General features: G+C 45.0%; 15 protein-coding genes. 8 read left to right on the plus strand and 7 right to left on the minus strand.

From position 1 onward, the window contains the following. Nucleotides 1-8: 8 nt before the first annotated feature. The 6 genes from AC4E8A_RS05660 to AC4E8A_RS05685 all read right to left on the minus strand — a co-directional run bounded on the left by AC4E8A_RS05660 (nucleotide 9) and on the right by AC4E8A_RS05685 (nucleotide 5,809). Nucleotides 9-653, minus strand: a complete 645-nt coding sequence (locus AC4E8A_RS05660) for a spore coat protein (RefSeq protein ID WP_490197304.1) — start codon at nucleotides 651-653, stop codon at nucleotides 9-11. 230 nt (nucleotides 654-883) lie between these two features. Further along, nucleotides 884-1,549: an SIMPL domain-containing protein gene (locus AC4E8A_RS05665; protein WP_490197305.1), complete on the minus strand. Its 666-nt coding sequence runs from the start codon at nucleotides 1,547-1,549 to the stop codon at nucleotides 884-886. Between the two features lie 9 nt (nucleotides 1,550-1,558). Further along, nucleotides 1,559-2,029, minus strand: a complete 471-nt coding sequence (locus tag AC4E8A_RS05670; protein ID WP_490197306.1) for a transporter — start codon at nucleotides 2,027-2,029, stop codon at nucleotides 1,559-1,561. Between the two features lie 91 nt (nucleotides 2,030-2,120). After that, nucleotides 2,121-3,068 carry an L-lactate dehydrogenase gene (locus AC4E8A_RS05675; RefSeq protein ID WP_490197307.1) on the minus strand — a complete coding sequence of 316 codons (948 nt, stop codon included), beginning with the start codon at nucleotides 3,066-3,068 and terminating at the stop codon, nucleotides 2,121-2,123. Between the two features lie 260 nt (nucleotides 3,069-3,328). After that, nucleotides 3,329-5,092, minus strand: coding sequence for an ABC transporter ATP-binding protein (locus tag AC4E8A_RS05680; RefSeq protein ID WP_490197308.1), 1,764 nt, complete (start codon nucleotides 5,090-5,092; stop codon nucleotides 3,329-3,331). Between the two features lie 33 nt (nucleotides 5,093-5,125). Continuing rightward, nucleotides 5,126-5,809, minus strand: coding sequence for a rhamnogalacturonan acetylesterase (locus AC4E8A_RS05685; RefSeq protein ID WP_490197309.1), 684 nt, complete (start codon nucleotides 5,807-5,809; stop codon nucleotides 5,126-5,128). A 285-nt stretch (nucleotides 5,810-6,094) separates the two neighbouring features. Between AC4E8A_RS05685 and AC4E8A_RS05690 the strand changes: the two genes are divergently transcribed. Further along, nucleotides 6,095-8,317: a helix-turn-helix transcriptional regulator gene (locus AC4E8A_RS05690; RefSeq protein ID WP_490197310.1), complete on the plus strand. Its 2,223-nt coding sequence runs from the start codon at nucleotides 6,095-6,097 to the stop codon at nucleotides 8,315-8,317. Nucleotides 8,318-8,365: 48 nt separating this feature from the next. Here AC4E8A_RS05690 and AC4E8A_RS05695 read toward each other — a convergent pair whose 3' ends face one another. Continuing rightward, nucleotides 8,366-9,250 carry a carbohydrate ABC transporter permease gene (locus AC4E8A_RS05695; protein ID WP_490197311.1) on the minus strand — a complete coding sequence of 295 codons (885 nt, stop codon included), beginning with the start codon at nucleotides 9,248-9,250 and terminating at the stop codon, nucleotides 8,366-8,368. Nucleotides 9,251-9,660: 410 nt separating this feature from the next. Between AC4E8A_RS05695 and AC4E8A_RS05700 the strand changes: the two genes are divergently transcribed. The 7 genes from AC4E8A_RS05700 to AC4E8A_RS05730 are packed head-to-tail and all read left to right on the plus strand — an operon-like array spanning nucleotide 9,661 to nucleotide 17,054. Next, on the plus strand, nucleotides 9,661-10,545 hold the full coding sequence (locus tag AC4E8A_RS05700; protein WP_490198776.1) for an ABC transporter permease: 885 nt from the start codon (nucleotides 9,661-9,663) through the stop codon (nucleotides 10,543-10,545). A gap of 18 nt (nucleotides 10,546-10,563) precedes the next feature. Continuing rightward, nucleotides 10,564-11,232 carry a YesL family protein gene (locus tag AC4E8A_RS05705; RefSeq protein WP_490197312.1) on the plus strand — a complete coding sequence of 223 codons (669 nt, stop codon included), beginning with the start codon at nucleotides 10,564-10,566 and terminating at the stop codon, nucleotides 11,230-11,232. Continuing rightward, nucleotides 11,210-12,715 (plus strand): extracellular solute-binding protein, encoded by a 1,506-nt coding sequence (locus tag AC4E8A_RS05710; protein WP_490197313.1) that lies wholly within the window; start codon nucleotides 11,210-11,212, stop codon nucleotides 12,713-12,715. The genes AC4E8A_RS05705 and AC4E8A_RS05710 overlap by 23 nt, the downstream gene beginning before the upstream one ends. A 44-nt stretch (nucleotides 12,716-12,759) precedes the next feature. Next, a complete protein-coding gene (locus tag AC4E8A_RS05715) occupies nucleotides 12,760-13,935 on the plus strand; it encodes a glycoside hydrolase family 88/105 protein (protein ID WP_490197314.1) in 1,176 nt (391 codons plus the stop codon). After that, nucleotides 13,916-15,247: a glycoside hydrolase family 28 protein gene (locus AC4E8A_RS05720; protein WP_490197315.1), complete on the plus strand. Its 1,332-nt coding sequence runs from the start codon at nucleotides 13,916-13,918 to the stop codon at nucleotides 15,245-15,247. Before AC4E8A_RS05715 ends, AC4E8A_RS05720 begins: the two co-directional genes overlap by 20 nt. Continuing rightward, a complete protein-coding gene (locus tag AC4E8A_RS05725) occupies nucleotides 15,244-16,146 on the plus strand; it encodes a dienelactone hydrolase family protein (protein WP_490197316.1) in 903 nt (300 codons plus the stop codon). Before AC4E8A_RS05720 ends, AC4E8A_RS05725 begins: the two co-directional genes overlap by 4 nt. Further along, complete coding sequence (locus AC4E8A_RS05730) at nucleotides 16,116-17,054, plus strand: pectinesterase family protein (RefSeq protein WP_490197317.1); 939 nt, start codon at nucleotides 16,116-16,118, stop codon at nucleotides 17,052-17,054. Before AC4E8A_RS05725 ends, AC4E8A_RS05730 begins: the two co-directional genes overlap by 31 nt. The last annotated feature ends 10 nt before the right edge of the window (nucleotides 17,055-17,064 follow it).

The raw sequence follows: 17,064 nt of genomic DNA on the forward strand, positions 1-17,064 counted from the left end.
TTTTATCTCTATTGAAGCTTTGTGTTTTGTAAAGCAGCCATGCCTGCTCCGGAAGCAGGGGCAAATCCCTGAAGCATTTGCTGCATATCCTGTTGTTCAAGACGCGGCACTTGATAGTATTTATGTTTGTTCTGGTATAAGAAAAGCTCATAGCTCATTTCAATAAAGTTTGGAACACTGTCAGCAAGTACTCGCCGAAATACAGGGTTCGTGACTTCAAGAGCTGACATTGTCAGTGCTCCTGCTGTTGTTTTGGCTGCGCTCAGCATTTGGCCGGAAATCTTCTGGTCATTGAGCTCGGAAGGATTTTGCATCGGCTTAGATGGTTGGGATGGTATAAGTCCATATGTCACAGAATTATCCTGGTTCATTCTATATTGTTGTGTTGGCTGAGAAGGATCCTGGCCAGTTTTAAAAGCTTCCACTGCACAGTTATAAGTTTGTTCAATAAAGCTGCGCTGATGAGTAAGAATTGATTTTAACTCGGGATCCTTAATGTTTTGTTCAAGCATTGTATATTGATCTAACGCACAAATTAAACCTGATAAGCATTCATGTGCATCAAACACTTCATGGCCTCCGTGGTTAGCTTGGGGCTGGCCAATTGGTGAAGGTTGAGTAGTCATTTGCTGTTGTTGGTTATTTATTTGCATTATAATTCCCTCCTTAATGAATCTGCCCTAATGGGACACTTTTATTTTGTTCAGATTTAGGGAGGTTATCCGTTAAAACTCATGAGCAATTCTGTAGAAATACCAGGAATGGAACATCAATCAAGCAGAAAAAAGGAGTTACGAAATCGTTGGGATTAGGCACTCCTTTTGTTGTGCTTAATTTAGGTTTGTAGTCAAAAACAGAAGCCGTTACCGTTAATGGTGTTTTCCTATTTCATCAGTTTGAATTTCACAGTCAGCCGGGCTGTGACTTCTGCCTCACCAGGCTGGACCGGAGCAGTGCTTTCAGCTGCCAGAACATAAGCTTTAGCAGATCCCGGAATCATAGGGATGCTGCTGTCTTCAATGATTGCCAACGGCAGGGGGTTCAAAGTTGTTCCGGATGAACGGGCAAGGACTTGTGCTTTCTTTAATGCATCTTCATAGGCTCTTGATAAGGCTTGCTGATAATAGGTATGCGGTTCTGACAGGGTGAACTGTACTCTTTCAATGGTATTGGCACCACTTTGAACAGCATCGTCAATAATTGCCCCGACTTTGTCAATCTCCCTGATTTTCACGGAGAAAATCTGCCTGACCTCATACCCTTTGAACATCTGTTTGCCATCAACAAAGTCGTATTGAGGGTAGATCTGGTACGTCGATGTTTGAATATCCTTCTCGGCAATGCCATTCTGTGTAAAAGAGTCTAGGATAGAGCTGCTACTTTCGTTATTTTTACGCTGTGCTTCCGTCAACTCCTTATCGGTTGTGACTACTCCGATTTGGGCAATTGCCATATCAGGCTGAACATTTACCGTTTCTTCACCTGTAACGGTGACCGTCCTGCTGCTTTTCTTTTCTGGATGGTTTCGGTAGGGCTGTTGATAATACATATCCATCACCTAAAAACATTGGAAGGAGCGGACTCTCCGCAAATCAGTTCCGAAATAAATCCAAGTGAATCCGGTCCATCTGAAGCCGGCAATCGAATTGCGTCCGACGAATGTAGGATAGAACCAGAAGGATTGGCCGCCCCTCATCCAGATGAAGGTGTAGCGGAACAGACATCTTTGGATGGCTCCTGGATCTACTGCAAATGTAGTGGCACCCTGGCTGCTAGTTGTGGTCAATGTCTGTGCTTGTGCCTGTGATGGTGTAAAAGAAGGCGGCGGTCCGGGTGGCTGCTGACTCTGTCCTTGACCCTGACCTCCTGGCTGGGTAGGCGGGAACCCCGGGAATCCCTGTCCGCCGCCGCCTGGAGGGAACGAAGGAAATCCCTGCCCGCCGCCACCAGGTGGAAATGAAGGGAATCCTGCTCCGCCTTGCCCGGGTGGAAACCCGGGGAATTGTAATTGTCTATGATCAAAATACATAAAAAATACCCCTCTCAAATGTAGTCAGTTTCACTATATGCAGAGGGGCCGTATTGGGTGACTGTCACAACTCGTAATTTGTCGAATGATATTACTGTGGGAAAGCTCTATTGATGACGCTTTTCAACGTGTCTGCGGAATAGGCAAATTGTTTCTTTTCTATTTCATGGAGCGGCATTTCAATTACGTTACGGATTCCGTTGCGGTTGATGATCGCTGGAACACCGATATAAAGGTCATCCATGCCAAACTCACCTTCCAATAATGCAGAAACAGTCAGGATGCTGTTTTCATTATTGAAGATAGCTTTCGTAATCCTTACCAGCCCCATCGCAATCCCATAATAAGTCGCACCTTTTCTTTCAATAATATGATAGGCGGCATCACGGACATTTACAAAAATCTCATCGAGTTCTTTTTGATTATCAGGAGACTCCATATCTATCATCTCCCGCAGCGGACTGGCTCCTATGGTTGCATGGCTCCATACAGGGAATTCAGTATCACCGTGTTCTCCCATTATATATGCATGGACATTACGTGTATCCACGTCAAAATGATCTCCAAGCAAATAACGGAGACGGGCAGTATCAAGAATGGTCCCAGATCCGATTACACGCTCTTTTGGGAGACCTGAAAAATGCCAAGTTGCATATGTCAGGATATCGACAGGATTCGTGGCGACAAGGAAGATGCCGTCAAATCCACTCTTCATCACTTCATTTACAATGTTTTCAAAGATTTTAATATTTTTATCAACAAGGTCCAAACGGGTTTCACCTGGCGCTTGGTTTGCACCGGCTGTGATGACAACAAGGTCGGCATCGGCACAGTCACTGTAATCGCCTGCCCATATCTTCAAAGGAGAAGAGAAGGGGAGACCATGGCTGAGGTCACGGGCATCGCCTTCAGCTTTGTCTTTATTCAAATCAATTAACACAAGTTCACGTGCAGCTCCCTGGTTCAATAGTGCAAAGGCATAGCTTGATCCTACAAAACCTGTACCGATCAAAGCGACTTTACTTTTAAAACTAGTCATGTTTATCACCCTTATTGAGTATTTATATTTATGGCCGTATTTGTGAAGTTTTTCACAAGTAAAATATATCACAGTTGAATGGAAATATCATGTGACAAAAATATGAAGGTTGGAAGTTGCTAAAGTTTCATTTATTCTGATGGAATACTTTCACATACCTATCCCATCCAATCCATTCCCGCAAATAAAGAAGACGATTCCCTAAAGAGGGAACCGTCAATTCGGTTTATCACCACTTTTAAATCCCAAATAACCCAAACTCACATCTGAAGCTGCTTCATCTCATAAAAGCTCCCTTGCTTATACATCAGCTCCTCATATGTGCCAAACTCTACGCAGCGTCCATCCTGAATGACGGCAATTTTGTCGGCGTTGCGGATGGTGGAAAAGCGGTGGGCAACAATGAAGGTAGTCCGGCCGTCGGTTAAAGTATCCAATGCTTCTTGTATTTTTCTTTCAGAATGGCTGTCAAGTGCAGAGGTCGCTTCATCGAGGATGATGACCTCCGGATCACGGATCAGTGCTCTGGCGATGGAGATCCTCTGCCGCTGCCCGCCTGATAGCTTATCCCCGTGTTCGCCTATTCGTGTTTCCAGGCCTTCCGGAAGTTTTTTGACCACTTCCCAAAGATTTGCCGCTTTCAGCACCCTATTTAATTCTTCCTCTGATACCGTCAGCCTGCCGTAGGTTATATTTTGCCTGATCGTACCTGAAAACAGTATCGTTGATTGCGGGACAACGGCAAGATGGTTACGGAAAGACCTCAGGTCAATTTCTGCCATATGGTGACCATCTAGAAGGATTTTTCCTTCTGTTGGCTGAATGAAACCGATCAGCAGATTGAGGATCGTTGATTTGCCGGATCCGGATTCACCGACAAAGGCAATGGTTTCTCCTTGTTTGACCTCAAGAGTGATATCCTTCAGGGTGTTTTCATGGGCACCGGGATATCTGTAGCTGACATGCTGGAGAGAAAAACTGCCATGCACCTTTTTTATCTTCGGTTTGTTTTCGTAGTTTTCCACCTCTCCTGCGTTCAAAATTTCGCCGATGGAGTTGACTGACTCCAGTCCTTTGGCGATCGTCGGAATCAAGGTGATCATGCCGGATACCGAGTTCACCACTGTCGTAAAATACGTCTGGTACATAACGACCTCACCGGGGGTAATGGAACCGCGATAGGCGAGGATGCCGGTGAACACCAGGCAGAAGATCTGGAAAATCTGAAAGCTTGCCCAGCTGACTGAGCCGAATAATGATTGGATGATGTCCAGGTGGAAGCCTTTTAATAGAATCTGCTGGAAACGGTGGTTGAGGCGTTTTACCTCCTGCTTCTCCAAGGCATGCGCCCTTGCAATCGGCACCAGCTCAATCATTTCTATGACCCGGGCAGAGGTTTCCTCCATTTCCTGCCTGAATTCAGAGTTGGAATTTTTTATTTTTCTTCGGAAAACAACAATGATAAGTGCTGAAATCGGAACGGTAAGGATAAAAAACAAGAAGACAACAGGGCTGTTGTAGAGCGTAATAGCCAGCGCGACAATCAGGTTGATAAATATATTCAGCAGGCTGACGAAAACCTGGGAAGACAGGGTCTGTACTGCTTCAACGTCCCTCATGATCTTGGATTGCATCCGACCTGACTGCATTTCCTTCTGGTAGGGAATGGAGAGTTCCTGCAGTTTTTTGATGAGTGATGCCCGAAGCCCTGATTCTACGCTTCGGATTGCATAGCTGTGCAGCTTTGTATGATAATAGTTTGATAGTATGTTCTGCAGCACAAGGATGACCATCACAATGGCATTGATATAGATGGTGCGGATGCCGTTTCCTCCGTGATTGGTGGCTGCATTGATGACATTGGCAATGGCGATAGGCATGACCCAGGCAGGGATATGCTTGATGACAAAAAGGATGGCAGAATAAAATAGCTTTAAAGTGTGCCCTTTATAAAGGCCAAGCAGCACTTTCAGAGAATTCTGCTGGTTCTTCTTATAAATGTTCTGAATAAATGAGTCCTCCAAGGCTTTCCCCTCCTTAATGCCCAAAGTAATCTCCTAATTCAGCAGGTTTTTTAAAGGCAGGCCGCTCCTTTTAATCTCTTCGGCAATTAAATGGGCCATGGCCTCAGCCCCTTTTTCATTGAAATGGGTGTTATCTTCAAGCCCATCCGGATAATTAGGCGATTCACCAGGTGTCAGATGCAGGAAGTATGCTGCCGATTCTTCCTGTCCCATGCTATTGAAGAAATCACGTGTCGCTTGATGTATGTCCAGGATGGGCACCTGGCACTTTTCAGCAAACTGTTTCATGGCATCAGGGAACTCCCCGACCGACAGCGGATCAATGGTGCTGCCGTCATACTTTCTCCTTGTAACTGGTGTAAACAGAACAGGGGTGGCCAGATGCCTCCTGGCAGCACTCACATACTCCAGAAGGTACTCCTGATAGTCTCCATAGGGGTTGGTCCCGCGTTCAGGATCTTCTGTTTTCTGATCGTTATGACCAAATTGGATGATCAGGTAATCCCCTGGACGGATGCTGCTCTCAATAGAAGCCAGGTGCCCCTGTTTCAAAAAGGATTTTGTGCTTCTGCCATTGATTGCTCGGTTTTCCAGCACAGCACTGCTTCTAAGATAGTGTGCAAAAGGTTCGCCCCATCCGGTTTCAGGACGCTTTTCAGGAAGCTTGACAGCGGCTGTAGAGTCGCCGGCAATAAAGATGGTCGTTTTTCGGTTCATTTGGATGCACTCACTTTCTGGGATATATTTACTACACTTGTAATGTTAACGTTAACATTATTGAGTAAGGTGAAAATCAACTGTATTATTGGATTATATTGTGCTATTATTATTTTAATAACGGACAAGTTTGAAATTTCAGTCATTTAATGTTAACGCTCACATTATATAAAACCAGCTATCGGAAAGTCAACAAATTGAAACAGGATAATAGTAAAGTTGCCTGGTGATATGCGAATTGTTGATAACGCTTTCATATATGCCAGAAACCAGGAGTTGAGCATTTTGAGAAACGGCAGAGTGTTTTACAAGCTGTTTATCCCGTTCTTTTTATTGGGGATAGGCCTTGTGGCAGGCTTCAGCATTTTTATCTATAACTCGACCTATAATTCAGTTGAGGAAAACTTTCTAAAGGATAAAGAAAGTTATACAAAACAGATTCAGCATAATGTCGAGCAGAAAGTCAGGACCATTGAATATGGCTACACAGCCTACAGCTCTACAGCAAGCTTTGAAGAGATTTTCACCAGCCCGCTGTCAGGCAGGGATTTTGACGTTTACCAGGATATTAAAAAAGAAATGAGTTATATAGAGATGATGGGGATAGAGGGAAGTAAATACAGCCTCATCAGCCTGGCGGGAAAATGGGGGATTGTCAATGATTCCTTAAAGAAGCTGACACCTGAAGAGTATAGCGCTTATTATGATCAATACATAGAAGATAATGACCGGAACTTGTTCTGGAAGCCGACAGAAAAAGGCATTGAAATGGTGATGACCCTCCCAGTCTATCAAAAAGAAAAATTTGCCCTCGGGATTGCCAACATCCCCAGAAGGAGCATTGATCATATTGTAGGGGAAAGAGATACTCTCGTTCAAATTTATAATAGGCAGAATGAACTCTTATATACAAGCGTAAAAGAGGGAAGCGGACTGACCGAACAAAGTTTCAAGGAGGTTAAGGCGGCCGCAGAAGCAGCAGGGGAGGAAGCGGATGTTTATAAAGCTGATAACGGCAAAACCTATGTTTTCCTTGAAGCAGATTATAACCATTGGCTGTATCTCCTCGAAATCGATGAAAATGAAATCGGCAGTATCATCCATAATACGAGGATAGGACTGATTCTTGCTTCTGCCATATTGCTTCTCCTTGTGGGCGGCATCTCCTTCCTTTTGGCAGACTCCTATTCCAGGCCAATCAAAAAAATCCAGGAAAAATTGTCGCAGGATGGGATGAACCATAAGCAAAACGAGCTGTCTTTCCTGGCTGCTTCTATTGACCGGATTGTCGATCAGAATGAACTACTCACTGAAAGTTTATCAAAGCAAAAGCCTGAACTTGAAACCTTGTTTGTGCTCAGTTTATTCAGAAAACGGATCGCTGAAAATGATATCCATCACCGCCTTGAACAATTTGGCTATCACTTTGGCGCAGGTAAAGTCTTTTATACCGGTCTGATCCAGATTGACCATATGGACGGCGGGCAGAATGCAGACAAAGACATCTTTTTGCTGGCAATCAATCATATTGTTCGGAAAATTGTCCCAAAAGAGGAAAGGCTCCTTCCAATTGTCCTTAATGATGAGATGCAGGCGACAATCTTTGCCTGCGACAATGAACAGGAAGCAGAACGGCGAATCATGATGTATTACGAGGAAATTCAGGAGGAAGTAAAGGAAACACTCAATCTTATTGTGAGCGTGGGCATCAGCCCGGTCTATCAGTCACTGATTGACAGCAAAAAAGCAGTGGACCTTGCAAAGGAATCACTTCATTACCGAGTAAATGTCGGGCCGGAAAGCATTATTTTCTACCATGATATCTCCTCAATGCTTAATGATGCTTCCATTTCCAAATTTCCGATCGAATTGCATAATAAATTATTGAGTTCAATCCGATCTGGCAGGGAAGAGGAAGTCCGGAATCTGATAGGTCTCCTCGTCGATGAAATTTTCAGGCTGAACAAGAACCCGATCAGTCTCGGCGTCACGCTGATCAGGGTGATCAATGATCTTGTCCAATTAGGGCAGTTGCTGGGGGCTGAGTCGAAAACATTTGAAAACATCAAGAAGCTCTACCAGACAGCCATGAATGCCTATTATCCAGAAAAGATCAAAGACCTGCTATATCAGCAGCTGATCCATCAGGTAATCGTCAGTACACAAAGCAATACAGAACAGGGCTTCAAGAACCTATCCGATAAAATTGTCTATATTGTCCAAAGCGAATATGATCAGGAAATCTCGCTCGAAATCATCGCTGACAGACTGCATTATAATCCCAATTATTTAAGCAATGTCTTCAAGAAGGAATATGGCGAGAACTTTGTGGATTATTTAATGAATTACCGGCTGCATATGGCGCAGATGTGGCTTAAAGAAACGGATATGACAATCAAGGAGATGGCCGAAAAGCTCCAATACCGGAACTCGCAGAATTTTATCCGCTTTTTCAAAAAGAAATTGGGGATGACGCCTGGGGACTACCGGAAGGAGAACCGTCAATAATGGATAAAAACAAAAGCTTCTGCCAGCGCAGAAGCTTTTGTTTTGCCACTATCCTTTTACAGAGCCGACCAGTGCTCCTTTTACGAAATACTTCTGGACGAAAGGGTACGCAATTAGCATCGGCACAGTTGCAATGACGATTACAGCCATCTTGATCGTCTGAGCGGGCGGCACCACATCGACTGATGACCCTTCTGCCTGCATCCCGCTTGAAACGATGACGATCTGCCTTAATAGAACCTGTATTGGCCATTTTGTGGAGTCATTGATGTAAAGGATTGCTGTCATATAAGTGTTCCAATAAGTGACGGCGTAAAACAGGGAAATCGTAGCAATAGATGGCATTGCGAGCGGCAGCATGATCTTGAGGAACACACCGAAATCGGAGCATCCATCCATCTTTGCTGATTCCTCCAGGCTGTCAGGCAGTGCCTGAAAGAAATTTCTCATGATGATCAGGTTAAAGGCATTGATCGCAACAGGCAGTATCAGTGACCAGTAGGAATCGATGAGCCCGAATGCTTTGACAACCAGGAAGGTCGGAATCATTCCCCCGCTGAACAGCATGGTGAAGACTACCATGAAATTTAGAATGTTTCTGCCTGCCAGGTACCTGCGCGACAGGCCGTATGCCATCAGTGAAGTGAGGACCATACTGACAAGGGTGCCGATGCCCGTCACACCGATGGATACAGCAAGTGATTTAAACAGGGTCGGAGTCGACAGAATATACCGGTAGGCATCCAGGGAAAAAGTGTGTGGAAACAAGATGAACCTCCGGGAAACGACCTCCTGGGTGGACGCGAAGGAGCTGGATATCACATTTACAAAAGGAAGAAAGCATACAAGTGCAATGATAATCAGCAATGTTCCATTAATAACGTTAAAGACACGCCCGCCTCTCGTAATATTGTTTTTCTTTCGAAATTCCATAAAAAACCTCCTCAGTTGAATCTATTTATCTTATAAAAAAGATACTTTTACCTTATCATCCACTAGGAATTACAGATATAATCAGTTTCCCAGCAGTAATGGAAACCAAGGAAAACGCTTACAATCGAGAGTTGCAAACTGGTTTTCATCTCTTGTCCACAGTGGTGGAAAGTAATCATTTTAACCGCTTACATTTTCGGAAGCCTTGATACAACAGCGTTTGTAAGCGTAATCATAAAATGATTATATACGGAATTTTCTAATTTTTAGTATTCTTAAAGCATCAAGCAAGCAAAAAAAGTTAAAAGGAGGATTTTATGGAAAGTACCGTTAAGTCGGAAGATCACATTCTCCCGGTATTGACTGCCAAGCAGGAGAAATCCATCAGAAGAAAAAAGATCCTGGCGGGAATGAAAACCAATAAGATGCTTTATCTAATGATTTTGCCGGGTGTCCTTTATTTTGTCATCTTTAAGTATTTGCCAATGGCCGGCCTGGTGGTCGCCTTTCAGGATTATCAGCCGTATCTGGGAATAATGGGAAGCCCCTGGGCAGGACTGAAGCATTTTATCCGATTGTTTACAGAACCGACTTTCTTCATGCTGCTGAATAATACACTCATTTTATTTGCCTTGAATATCGTCATTTTTTTTCCGCTTCCGATTATTCTTTCTTTGATGATGAATGAAGTAAAGAATAAATACTTCAAGTCGGGGGTCCAAACGCTCATTTATATCCCTCATTTTATGTCATGGGTTATCATCGTTTCGATCACATATGTCTTTTTGAATGTTGACGGCGGCATCATCAATGAGTTTCTCGCCTATATAGGGTTGGAAAAGGTCAGCTTTTTGACATCGCCTGATTGGACAAGGACCGTTTATATCAGCCAAATCATCTGGAAGGAGCTCGGCTGGTCCACTATTATATATCTCGCGGCAATTACAGCCGTAGATACCCAATTATATGAAGCAGCGGAAATAGATGGAGCAGGCCGCCTGCGCAAAACATGGCATGTCACTTTGCCGGCAATCAGACCGGTCATCATTACCTTGTTGATCCTGAAAATCGGCAGTACCTTGGACCTTGGCTTTGAACATATGTATCTCCTGCTAAACTCTCTCAATCGGAGTGTAGCGGAAATCTTTGATACGTATATCTATACGGCAGGACTTAAAAACGGCCAGCTGAGCTTTAGTACAGCTGTCGGGCTGTTCAAAGGGCTGGTAGGATTGATCCTTGTCATGCTTGCCAATAAGCTTGCCAAGAAATTTGGAGAAGACGGCGTTTATTAAGGCTGGAGGAGGGAGCTTATGCTGAAATCAATTGATAAAGTGAATTATGTTTTTACTATCATTTTGAATCTGGTTTATGTCAATTTCTTATGGGCTGCCTTCACATTGCTTGGATTGGTTGTATTTGGCATCGGCCCCTCCACCTATGCACTTGCCAGCATCTGCCGGCAATGGGTCAGGGGTAAGAGCATCCCGGTCTTTGCATCCTATTGGAAATACTATAAAGAAAGTTTCAGAGAAGCGGTGTTGGTCAGCTGGATTTTTTCTGCTGCCGGGTTTGTCATCATCGTGGATCTGCTTACCGTTTCCAATTGGTATTTGAAGGCGGCACTATTGTTCATCGGCTTTATTTATATCTTATCGCTGGTCTTTATCTTTCCCGTCATGGCTCATTATGAATGGAAGGGCATATTTTTCAAAATGAAGATGTCCTTATTGTTCGGACTGTCTTGCCTGCAATATTCATTGGTGTTAATGGCTGCAGCTGGTGTGTTCTACTGGGCGGCGGCAAGCTTTTTTCCGGGTATTCTCACCTTCCTGGGTGCAAGCCTGTTCTTCTATTTGTCAGCCTGGACTGCGAACCAGGTATTTACGAGGATGGAACTGGCCAATGCCGAGGAAGTGAATGATACAAATAAATATCAAATTGTAAAGGGGAATAAAGATGAAGAAGCACATGGCATTTAAATTGGCTACCATTAGTTTGGCGGGTACCCTCCTGCTGTCTGGCTGCATCGGGAAAGAAACAAGCAGTTCATCCGATGGAAAAAACGCAGATGGGAACACAGAAATAACGTGGTTGAATATCCTTCACACAGCCTCTCCTCCGACCGATACGGTACTGGATCAAATTGAGGAAAAAACAGGGACGGAAATCAAATTCTCCTGGATCCCTGATGCCTCTAAGGAGGAGCGCATCAATACCGCTTTGGCCTCTGACTCACTGGCAGATATTGTCACTTTGACAATGCTGGACAATTCTTCGGTCAGAAACTCGCTTAAGTCAGGGATGTTCTGGAATGTTGAAGAATATCTGGATGAGTTTCCTAACTTAAAGGCGATTTCAAAGGATACACGCGAATCAGCCTCTATTGAAGGCCAGCTTTACGGGATACCATTTCAAAAAGACCTTGCGCGCAATGGTGTGGTCCTGCGGAAGGATTGGCTTGACAATCTTGGGTTATCCGTCCCTAAAACAACCGAAGAACTGATGGAAGTTGCAAAAGCATTCACTGAAGACGACCCGGATGGAAACGGCCAGGATGATACCACCGGCTTTATGGATAGGAGCGATTTAATTTACGGTGCATTCAAAACATTGGGTTCTTACCATGGGACCCCGAATATTTGGGAAGTGGACAGCGAAGGGAATTTCACACCCGAATTTGAAACTGATGGGTATATCAAGACGATGGATTATATGAAAGAGTTATATGAAAATGGATGGATCAATAAGGACTTTGCCGTAACAGCAAAAACCGATCAGCAGCAAAACTTCGCACAGGGAAAAGCCGGCATATATGTTGGGGCCCTGTTTGATTCCAAAAATCTGCAGACAATGGCAGAGGGAATCCAGGATGAAATGGAAATCGCACTTGTCAATGATATGACCTCAGAAGCCAATCCTGACCGCGCCATCTGGTCAGCTGGTAATGGAATTGGCGGCTTGCTGGCATTCCCTCGCTCTGAAGTGAAGGATGAGGCTGAGCTTAAGAGTGTACTGAAGTTTGTCAATGATCTGCTGGATAAAGATATTTATACCTTGATGACCTATGGAATTGAAGGGACACACTATAAGCTTAATAATGAAGGCGCTTACGAGATCATCGATCAGGACCTCTGGCAGCAGGAGGTACAGCCTTTTGCAGCATCCCGTCCGAAAGAAACAGAATATGGCTTGAAGGACCCGAATCCGCTGAAGAGTGAAGCAGATGTGAAAATAGCCGAGAACGCGAAGTATGCAGTGCTCAATCCCGCATTTCCTCTGGAATCACCTACCAATACAACACAGGGATCAGAAATGCAGAAAATCATCACCGATGCTACCTACCAGTATATTTTAGGAGAAGTTTCACTTGATGATTTCAAAAAAGCAACAGAAAACTGGAATGATCAGGGCGGCAAAGCAGTCAAAGAAGAATACAAGGAAGCATACAACGCAGCCAAATAACTGGGATGGAGGTTCAACTGAACCTCCATTTCCATTAAAACACTATGTTTAAAGAATGGAGGAATTTAAAAGTGCATGAAAGCAACTGGTCTGCCAGAATAGCAGATTCTATCATGGAAAGAACACCCTTACTGTTTGAAGCCTCTGGTTATAATGGAAAATGGTCTTATGATTACGGGGTGATCCTAAAAGGGTTCAATCTCGTTTGGAAGAGCACAGGAGACCGGAAATATTTTGAGTTCATTAAGGAAAACATGGATCACTTCATCAATGAAGACGGCTCGATCAACCGCTATGAGCTGGAAGAATACAATATTGATCATATTAACAACGGTAAAATGCTTTTTGTTTTATATCAGGAAACAGGTGATGAGAAGTACAAAAAAGCAGCCTCCCTCTTACGCAGGCAGCTGGAAACACATCCTCGCACCTCAGAAGGCGCTTTTTGGCATAAAAAAATCTATCCCTTCCAAATATGGCTTGATGGCTTATATATGGGAGCACCTTTTTATGCGGAGTATCAGACTGCTTTTCATGGCGGGGAAGGGCTTGATGATATTATCAGCCAATTCAAGATAAGCTACAGCCGCTTGATAGATAAAAAAACCGGTCTGCTTTATCATGCTTGGGATGAGAAGAAAGTGCAGCCCTGGGCAGACAAAGAAACCGGTCTATCCCCCAATTTCTGGGGCCGGTCCATGGGGTGGTATCTGCTTGCACTCACGGATGTGCTGGAGGTTATTCCAGAAACAGCTCCAGATAGGGGCACTCTTGTAAAAATCCTTGAAGATACTCTCGAAGCGCTGCTTGAATATCAGGACGAAGAAAGCGGTGTATGGTACCAGGTGGTCGATAGGCCTATGGAAAAAGGGAATTACAGGGAAGCTTCCTGCAGCAGCATGATTGTCTGTGCCATCGCCCGTGGAATACGGCTTGGTGTCCTGGATAGGAATAAGTGGGAAGGGCAGCTGAGAAAATCCCATCAAGGCCTGCTGGACGAATTTGTCCTGTTGACAAAAGAAGGCTGGGTCAACCTGAATAAGAACTGCCAGGTGGCTGGTCTTGGCGGAGCGGATCAGCGGGACGGCACTTACACCTATTATATTAGTGAGCCGGTCATCTGTAATGACCAGAAAGGGCTTGGGGCATTTTTGCAGGCAGCGGCTGAGTTTGAAAATCTGATGAAAAGGAGAGTGGATTATGGCAGTTTATCATATTAGCAATTATATAGACGGAAATGCAGGCCATGCTACAGACAGCATCCAGAAGGCGATTGATGATGCTTATCAGAATGGTGGAGGTAAGGTAGTGATTCCTGCCGGAGAGTTCCTCAGCGGCGCATTATTTCTTAAGGACAATATTGAACTTCACCTGGAGAACGGGGCATTGTTGAGGTTTTCCGACAGGCAGGAGGATTATCCGGTAGTAAAGTCGCGTTGGGAGGGCGTACAGCGGGAAGTCTATGCATCCTGCCTGTATGCTGAACGAGCGAAAAATATCTCTGTAACTGGGTTTGGCACGATTGACGGCAATGGAATGGAGTGGTGGGATGTTTTCAGGAACCGCAGGGAGGAGCTCAAGTATCCGCGGCCAAAGCTGATTAGCTTTGATCAGTGTGAGCACATTACGCTCAGGGATGTCCGCCTTGTCAATTCCCCAAGCTGGACCGTCAATCCGATCCGATGCCAGGACATGACAGTTGATAATATTTCAATTCTGAATCCTGCCGACTCTCCAAACACAGACGGAATCGATCCGGAATCGTGCAGGAATGTAAGAATAAGCAATTGCCATATTGATGTGGGTGATGATTGCATTGCCATAAAATCGGGCACAGAAGATACGGCCGAGAGAGTTGCCTGCGAGAATATCACGATTACAAATTGTACAATGGTCCATGGGCATGGAGCTGTCGTGTTCGGCAGTGAAATGAGCGGGGATATCCGCAATGTCACAATCAGCAACTGCGTTTTCCAGGAAACAGACAGAGGAATCCGCTTTAAATCCAGGAGAGGACGCGGCGGAATCGTAGAGGATGTCCGGGTTGACAATATCGTGATGGAGGGGGTTATCTGTCCATTCATCATCAATCTCTACTATTTCTGCGGACCGCGAGGGAAGGATCAATATGTGTGGGATAAAAATCCTTACCCTGTCACAGCCGAAACCCCTATGTTCCGCAGACTCCACTTCGCCAATATTACGGCGAGGAATGTGCACGCTTCCGCCGGATTCATCTACGGCCTTGCAGAACAGTATGCATCTGATATCACTTTTAACCAGATTGATATTTCACTGTCGGCAGACGCAGTGCCCGGCAAGCCTGCCATGATGTCCGGGATTGAGGATATGGCGAACCGTGGATTTTACGTCGGATTTGCAAAGGATGTCCTGTTCAACCAGGTGACGATTGAAAATCATGAAGGGCCAGCCTTCCATATTGAATACAGCGAGGATGTTGAAGTCGTATCCTGTAAATCAAGGAATACAAAGGAAGGAGAAGAGCTGGTCAGGGAAGTGGCGGCAAAATGACAGCAGCAGATAAACGCCGGAAGCTTTTCAGCCTTTTGGGTGACCGCTCTGTTCCCGAAAGCAACGTGCATCAGGTGCTTAGTATGGAGAAAAGAAATGGATATGTTCTGGAGAAATTGATGCTGAGCCTTAATGGTATGGAAGCAGTACCGGCCTATTTTGTAAAACCTATTGATACTCAGGGTCCTTTGCCTGTAGTCATATATTGCCATTCCCATGGCGGAAATTTTGAAAATGGAAAAGATGAGCTGCTGACAGGCAGCCTTTATCTGAATGAGCAGCCTTTTGCTGACGCAATCACCGGGCGGGGATTTGCCGTCTGTGCAATAGATATGTGGGGCTTTAACGAGAGAAAAGGAAAGCAGGAAAGCGAATTGGTAAAGGAAATGCTGCTGAAAGGCCAAACCCTTTGGGGAATGAGGCTATTCGACAGCCTGTCCTTGATTGACTACCTTCATACCAGATCCGATGTGGATGGAGAGCGGCTTGCCGCAATCGGGATGTCGATGGGCGGGCTGATGAGCTGGTGGCTCTCCGCACTGGATGAAAGGGTTAAAGTATCAATTGACATAGCAGCACAGGTGCATATCGAAACGCTGATAGACAAACGCGGCCTTGACCATCATGGCTTCTATTATTATGTCCCGGGATTGCTGAAGCATTTTTCTACTTTAGAGGTCCAGGAGCTGATTGCACCGAGGGCGCGCCTCAGCGTGATCGGCAAGGACGACCGCCTTTGTCCGGCAGATGGAGCAGTATTTTTGAACAGCCGCCTGAGGGATCTTTATGAAGAGCAACAGGTTCCGGGGAATTGGGAAGGCCGGATTCTGACAGGTGGACATCAAGAAACGAAGGAAATGAGGGAACTATGGAAAGCATTTTTAATAGAGCACCTGTAAATGACATGCAAAGCATAATCGTCGGAAAAAATAAAATTGCTGATTTTAAAACTATACAGGAAGCATTGGACAGCTGTGCTGGATCGGATGGTCCGTTCAAGATAACCGTCTTGAACGGGGAGTATCGGGAAAATCTTCATATCTATCAGTCTGGCCTTCTATTGGAAGGGATTGGCGAGGTCAAAATCATAGGCAGCAGGTATGCAAGGCAGATAGGGGCCGATGGCAGGGAAATCGGCACCTTTCAGTCTGCCACTGTTTTTATCAATGCATCAGATATTGTCATGAAAGATATTGAAGTAATCAATGATGCGGGTCCGGGCGAGCAGGCAGGGCAGGCTGTGGCTTTATACAATCAAGGCGACAGGATTGATTTTATCGGTTGCAGCTTCAAGGGGTATCAGGATACCATCTGCCTTGGTCCGCTGCCGGAAGTCCAAAAAAACGGCCAGCCCTTTTCCGGGCCTGAATTAAAAACGGTATTCATTGAGAATCGGGTCCGTTTCCTCTCCTGTTATGCAGAAGGAACGGTGGATTTTATTTTTGGTGGAGGAGAAGCCTTTTTTCATTGCTGCGAAATTAAGTCCTTAAAGCGACCGGACAATCAGGAAGGATACATCACAGCAGCTTCCACACTCCCCGAAAAAAATGGATTCCACTTTGAGCAGTGCTATCTGACAGCGGAAGCTGATGTGGGAAATGTGTATCTTGGCCGGCCTTGGCGACCTTATGCGAAGACTTCATTCAACAGATGCCGTATCGGTTCTCATCTTCATCCTGACCACTGGGATGACTGGAGGAACAGAGAGAATAGGAAAACGGTTGACTATCGGGAAAACGGCAATGTTTTTGCAGATGGAAGAGCAGGTACCGCAATGGACTGGATAAAATCGAGCAATCAAACATGAAAGTAAAGAG

The organism is Bacillus sp. SRL337 (assembly GCF_984799155.1).

What these genes read in the sequence shown, in the direction of transcription:
- AC4E8A_RS05660 (WP_490197304.1), bottom strand. Translation starts at nt 653, where the DNA reads ATGCAAATAAATAACCAACAACAGCAAATGACTACTCAACCTTCACCA.
- AC4E8A_RS05665 (WP_490197305.1), bottom strand. Translation starts at nt 1,549, where the DNA reads ATGTATTATCAACAGCCCTACCGAAACCATCCAGAAAAGAAAAGCAGC.
- AC4E8A_RS05670 (WP_490197306.1), bottom strand. Translation starts at nt 2,029, where the DNA reads ATGTATTTTGATCATAGACAATTACAATTCCCCGGGTTTCCACCCGGG.
- AC4E8A_RS05675 (WP_490197307.1), bottom strand. Translation starts at nt 3,068, where the DNA reads ATGACTAGTTTTAAAAGTAAAGTCGCTTTGATCGGTACAGGTTTTGTA.
- AC4E8A_RS05685 (WP_490197309.1), bottom strand. Translation starts at nt 5,809, where the DNA reads ATGAACCGAAAAACGACCATCTTTATTGCCGGCGACTCTACAGCCGCT.
- AC4E8A_RS05695 (WP_490197311.1), bottom strand. Translation starts at nt 9,250, where the DNA reads ATGGAATTTCGAAAGAAAAACAATATTACGAGAGGCGGGCGTGTCTTT.
- AC4E8A_RS05700 (WP_490198776.1), top strand. Translation starts at nt 9,661, where the DNA reads ATGAAAACCAATAAGATGCTTTATCTAATGATTTTGCCGGGTGTCCTT.
- AC4E8A_RS05705 (WP_490197312.1), top strand. Translation starts at nt 10,564, where the DNA reads ATGCTGAAATCAATTGATAAAGTGAATTATGTTTTTACTATCATTTTG.
- AC4E8A_RS05710 (WP_490197313.1), top strand. Translation starts at nt 11,210, where the DNA reads ATGAAGAAGCACATGGCATTTAAATTGGCTACCATTAGTTTGGCGGGT.
- AC4E8A_RS05715 (WP_490197314.1), top strand. Translation starts at nt 12,760, where the DNA reads ATGTTTAAAGAATGGAGGAATTTAAAAGTGCATGAAAGCAACTGGTCT.
- AC4E8A_RS05720 (WP_490197315.1), top strand. Translation starts at nt 13,916, where the DNA reads ATGGCAGTTTATCATATTAGCAATTATATAGACGGAAATGCAGGCCAT.
- AC4E8A_RS05725 (WP_490197316.1), top strand. Translation starts at nt 15,244, where the DNA reads ATGACAGCAGCAGATAAACGCCGGAAGCTTTTCAGCCTTTTGGGTGAC.
- AC4E8A_RS05730 (WP_490197317.1), top strand. Translation starts at nt 16,116, where the DNA reads ATGGAAAGCATTTTTAATAGAGCACCTGTAAATGACATGCAAAGCATA.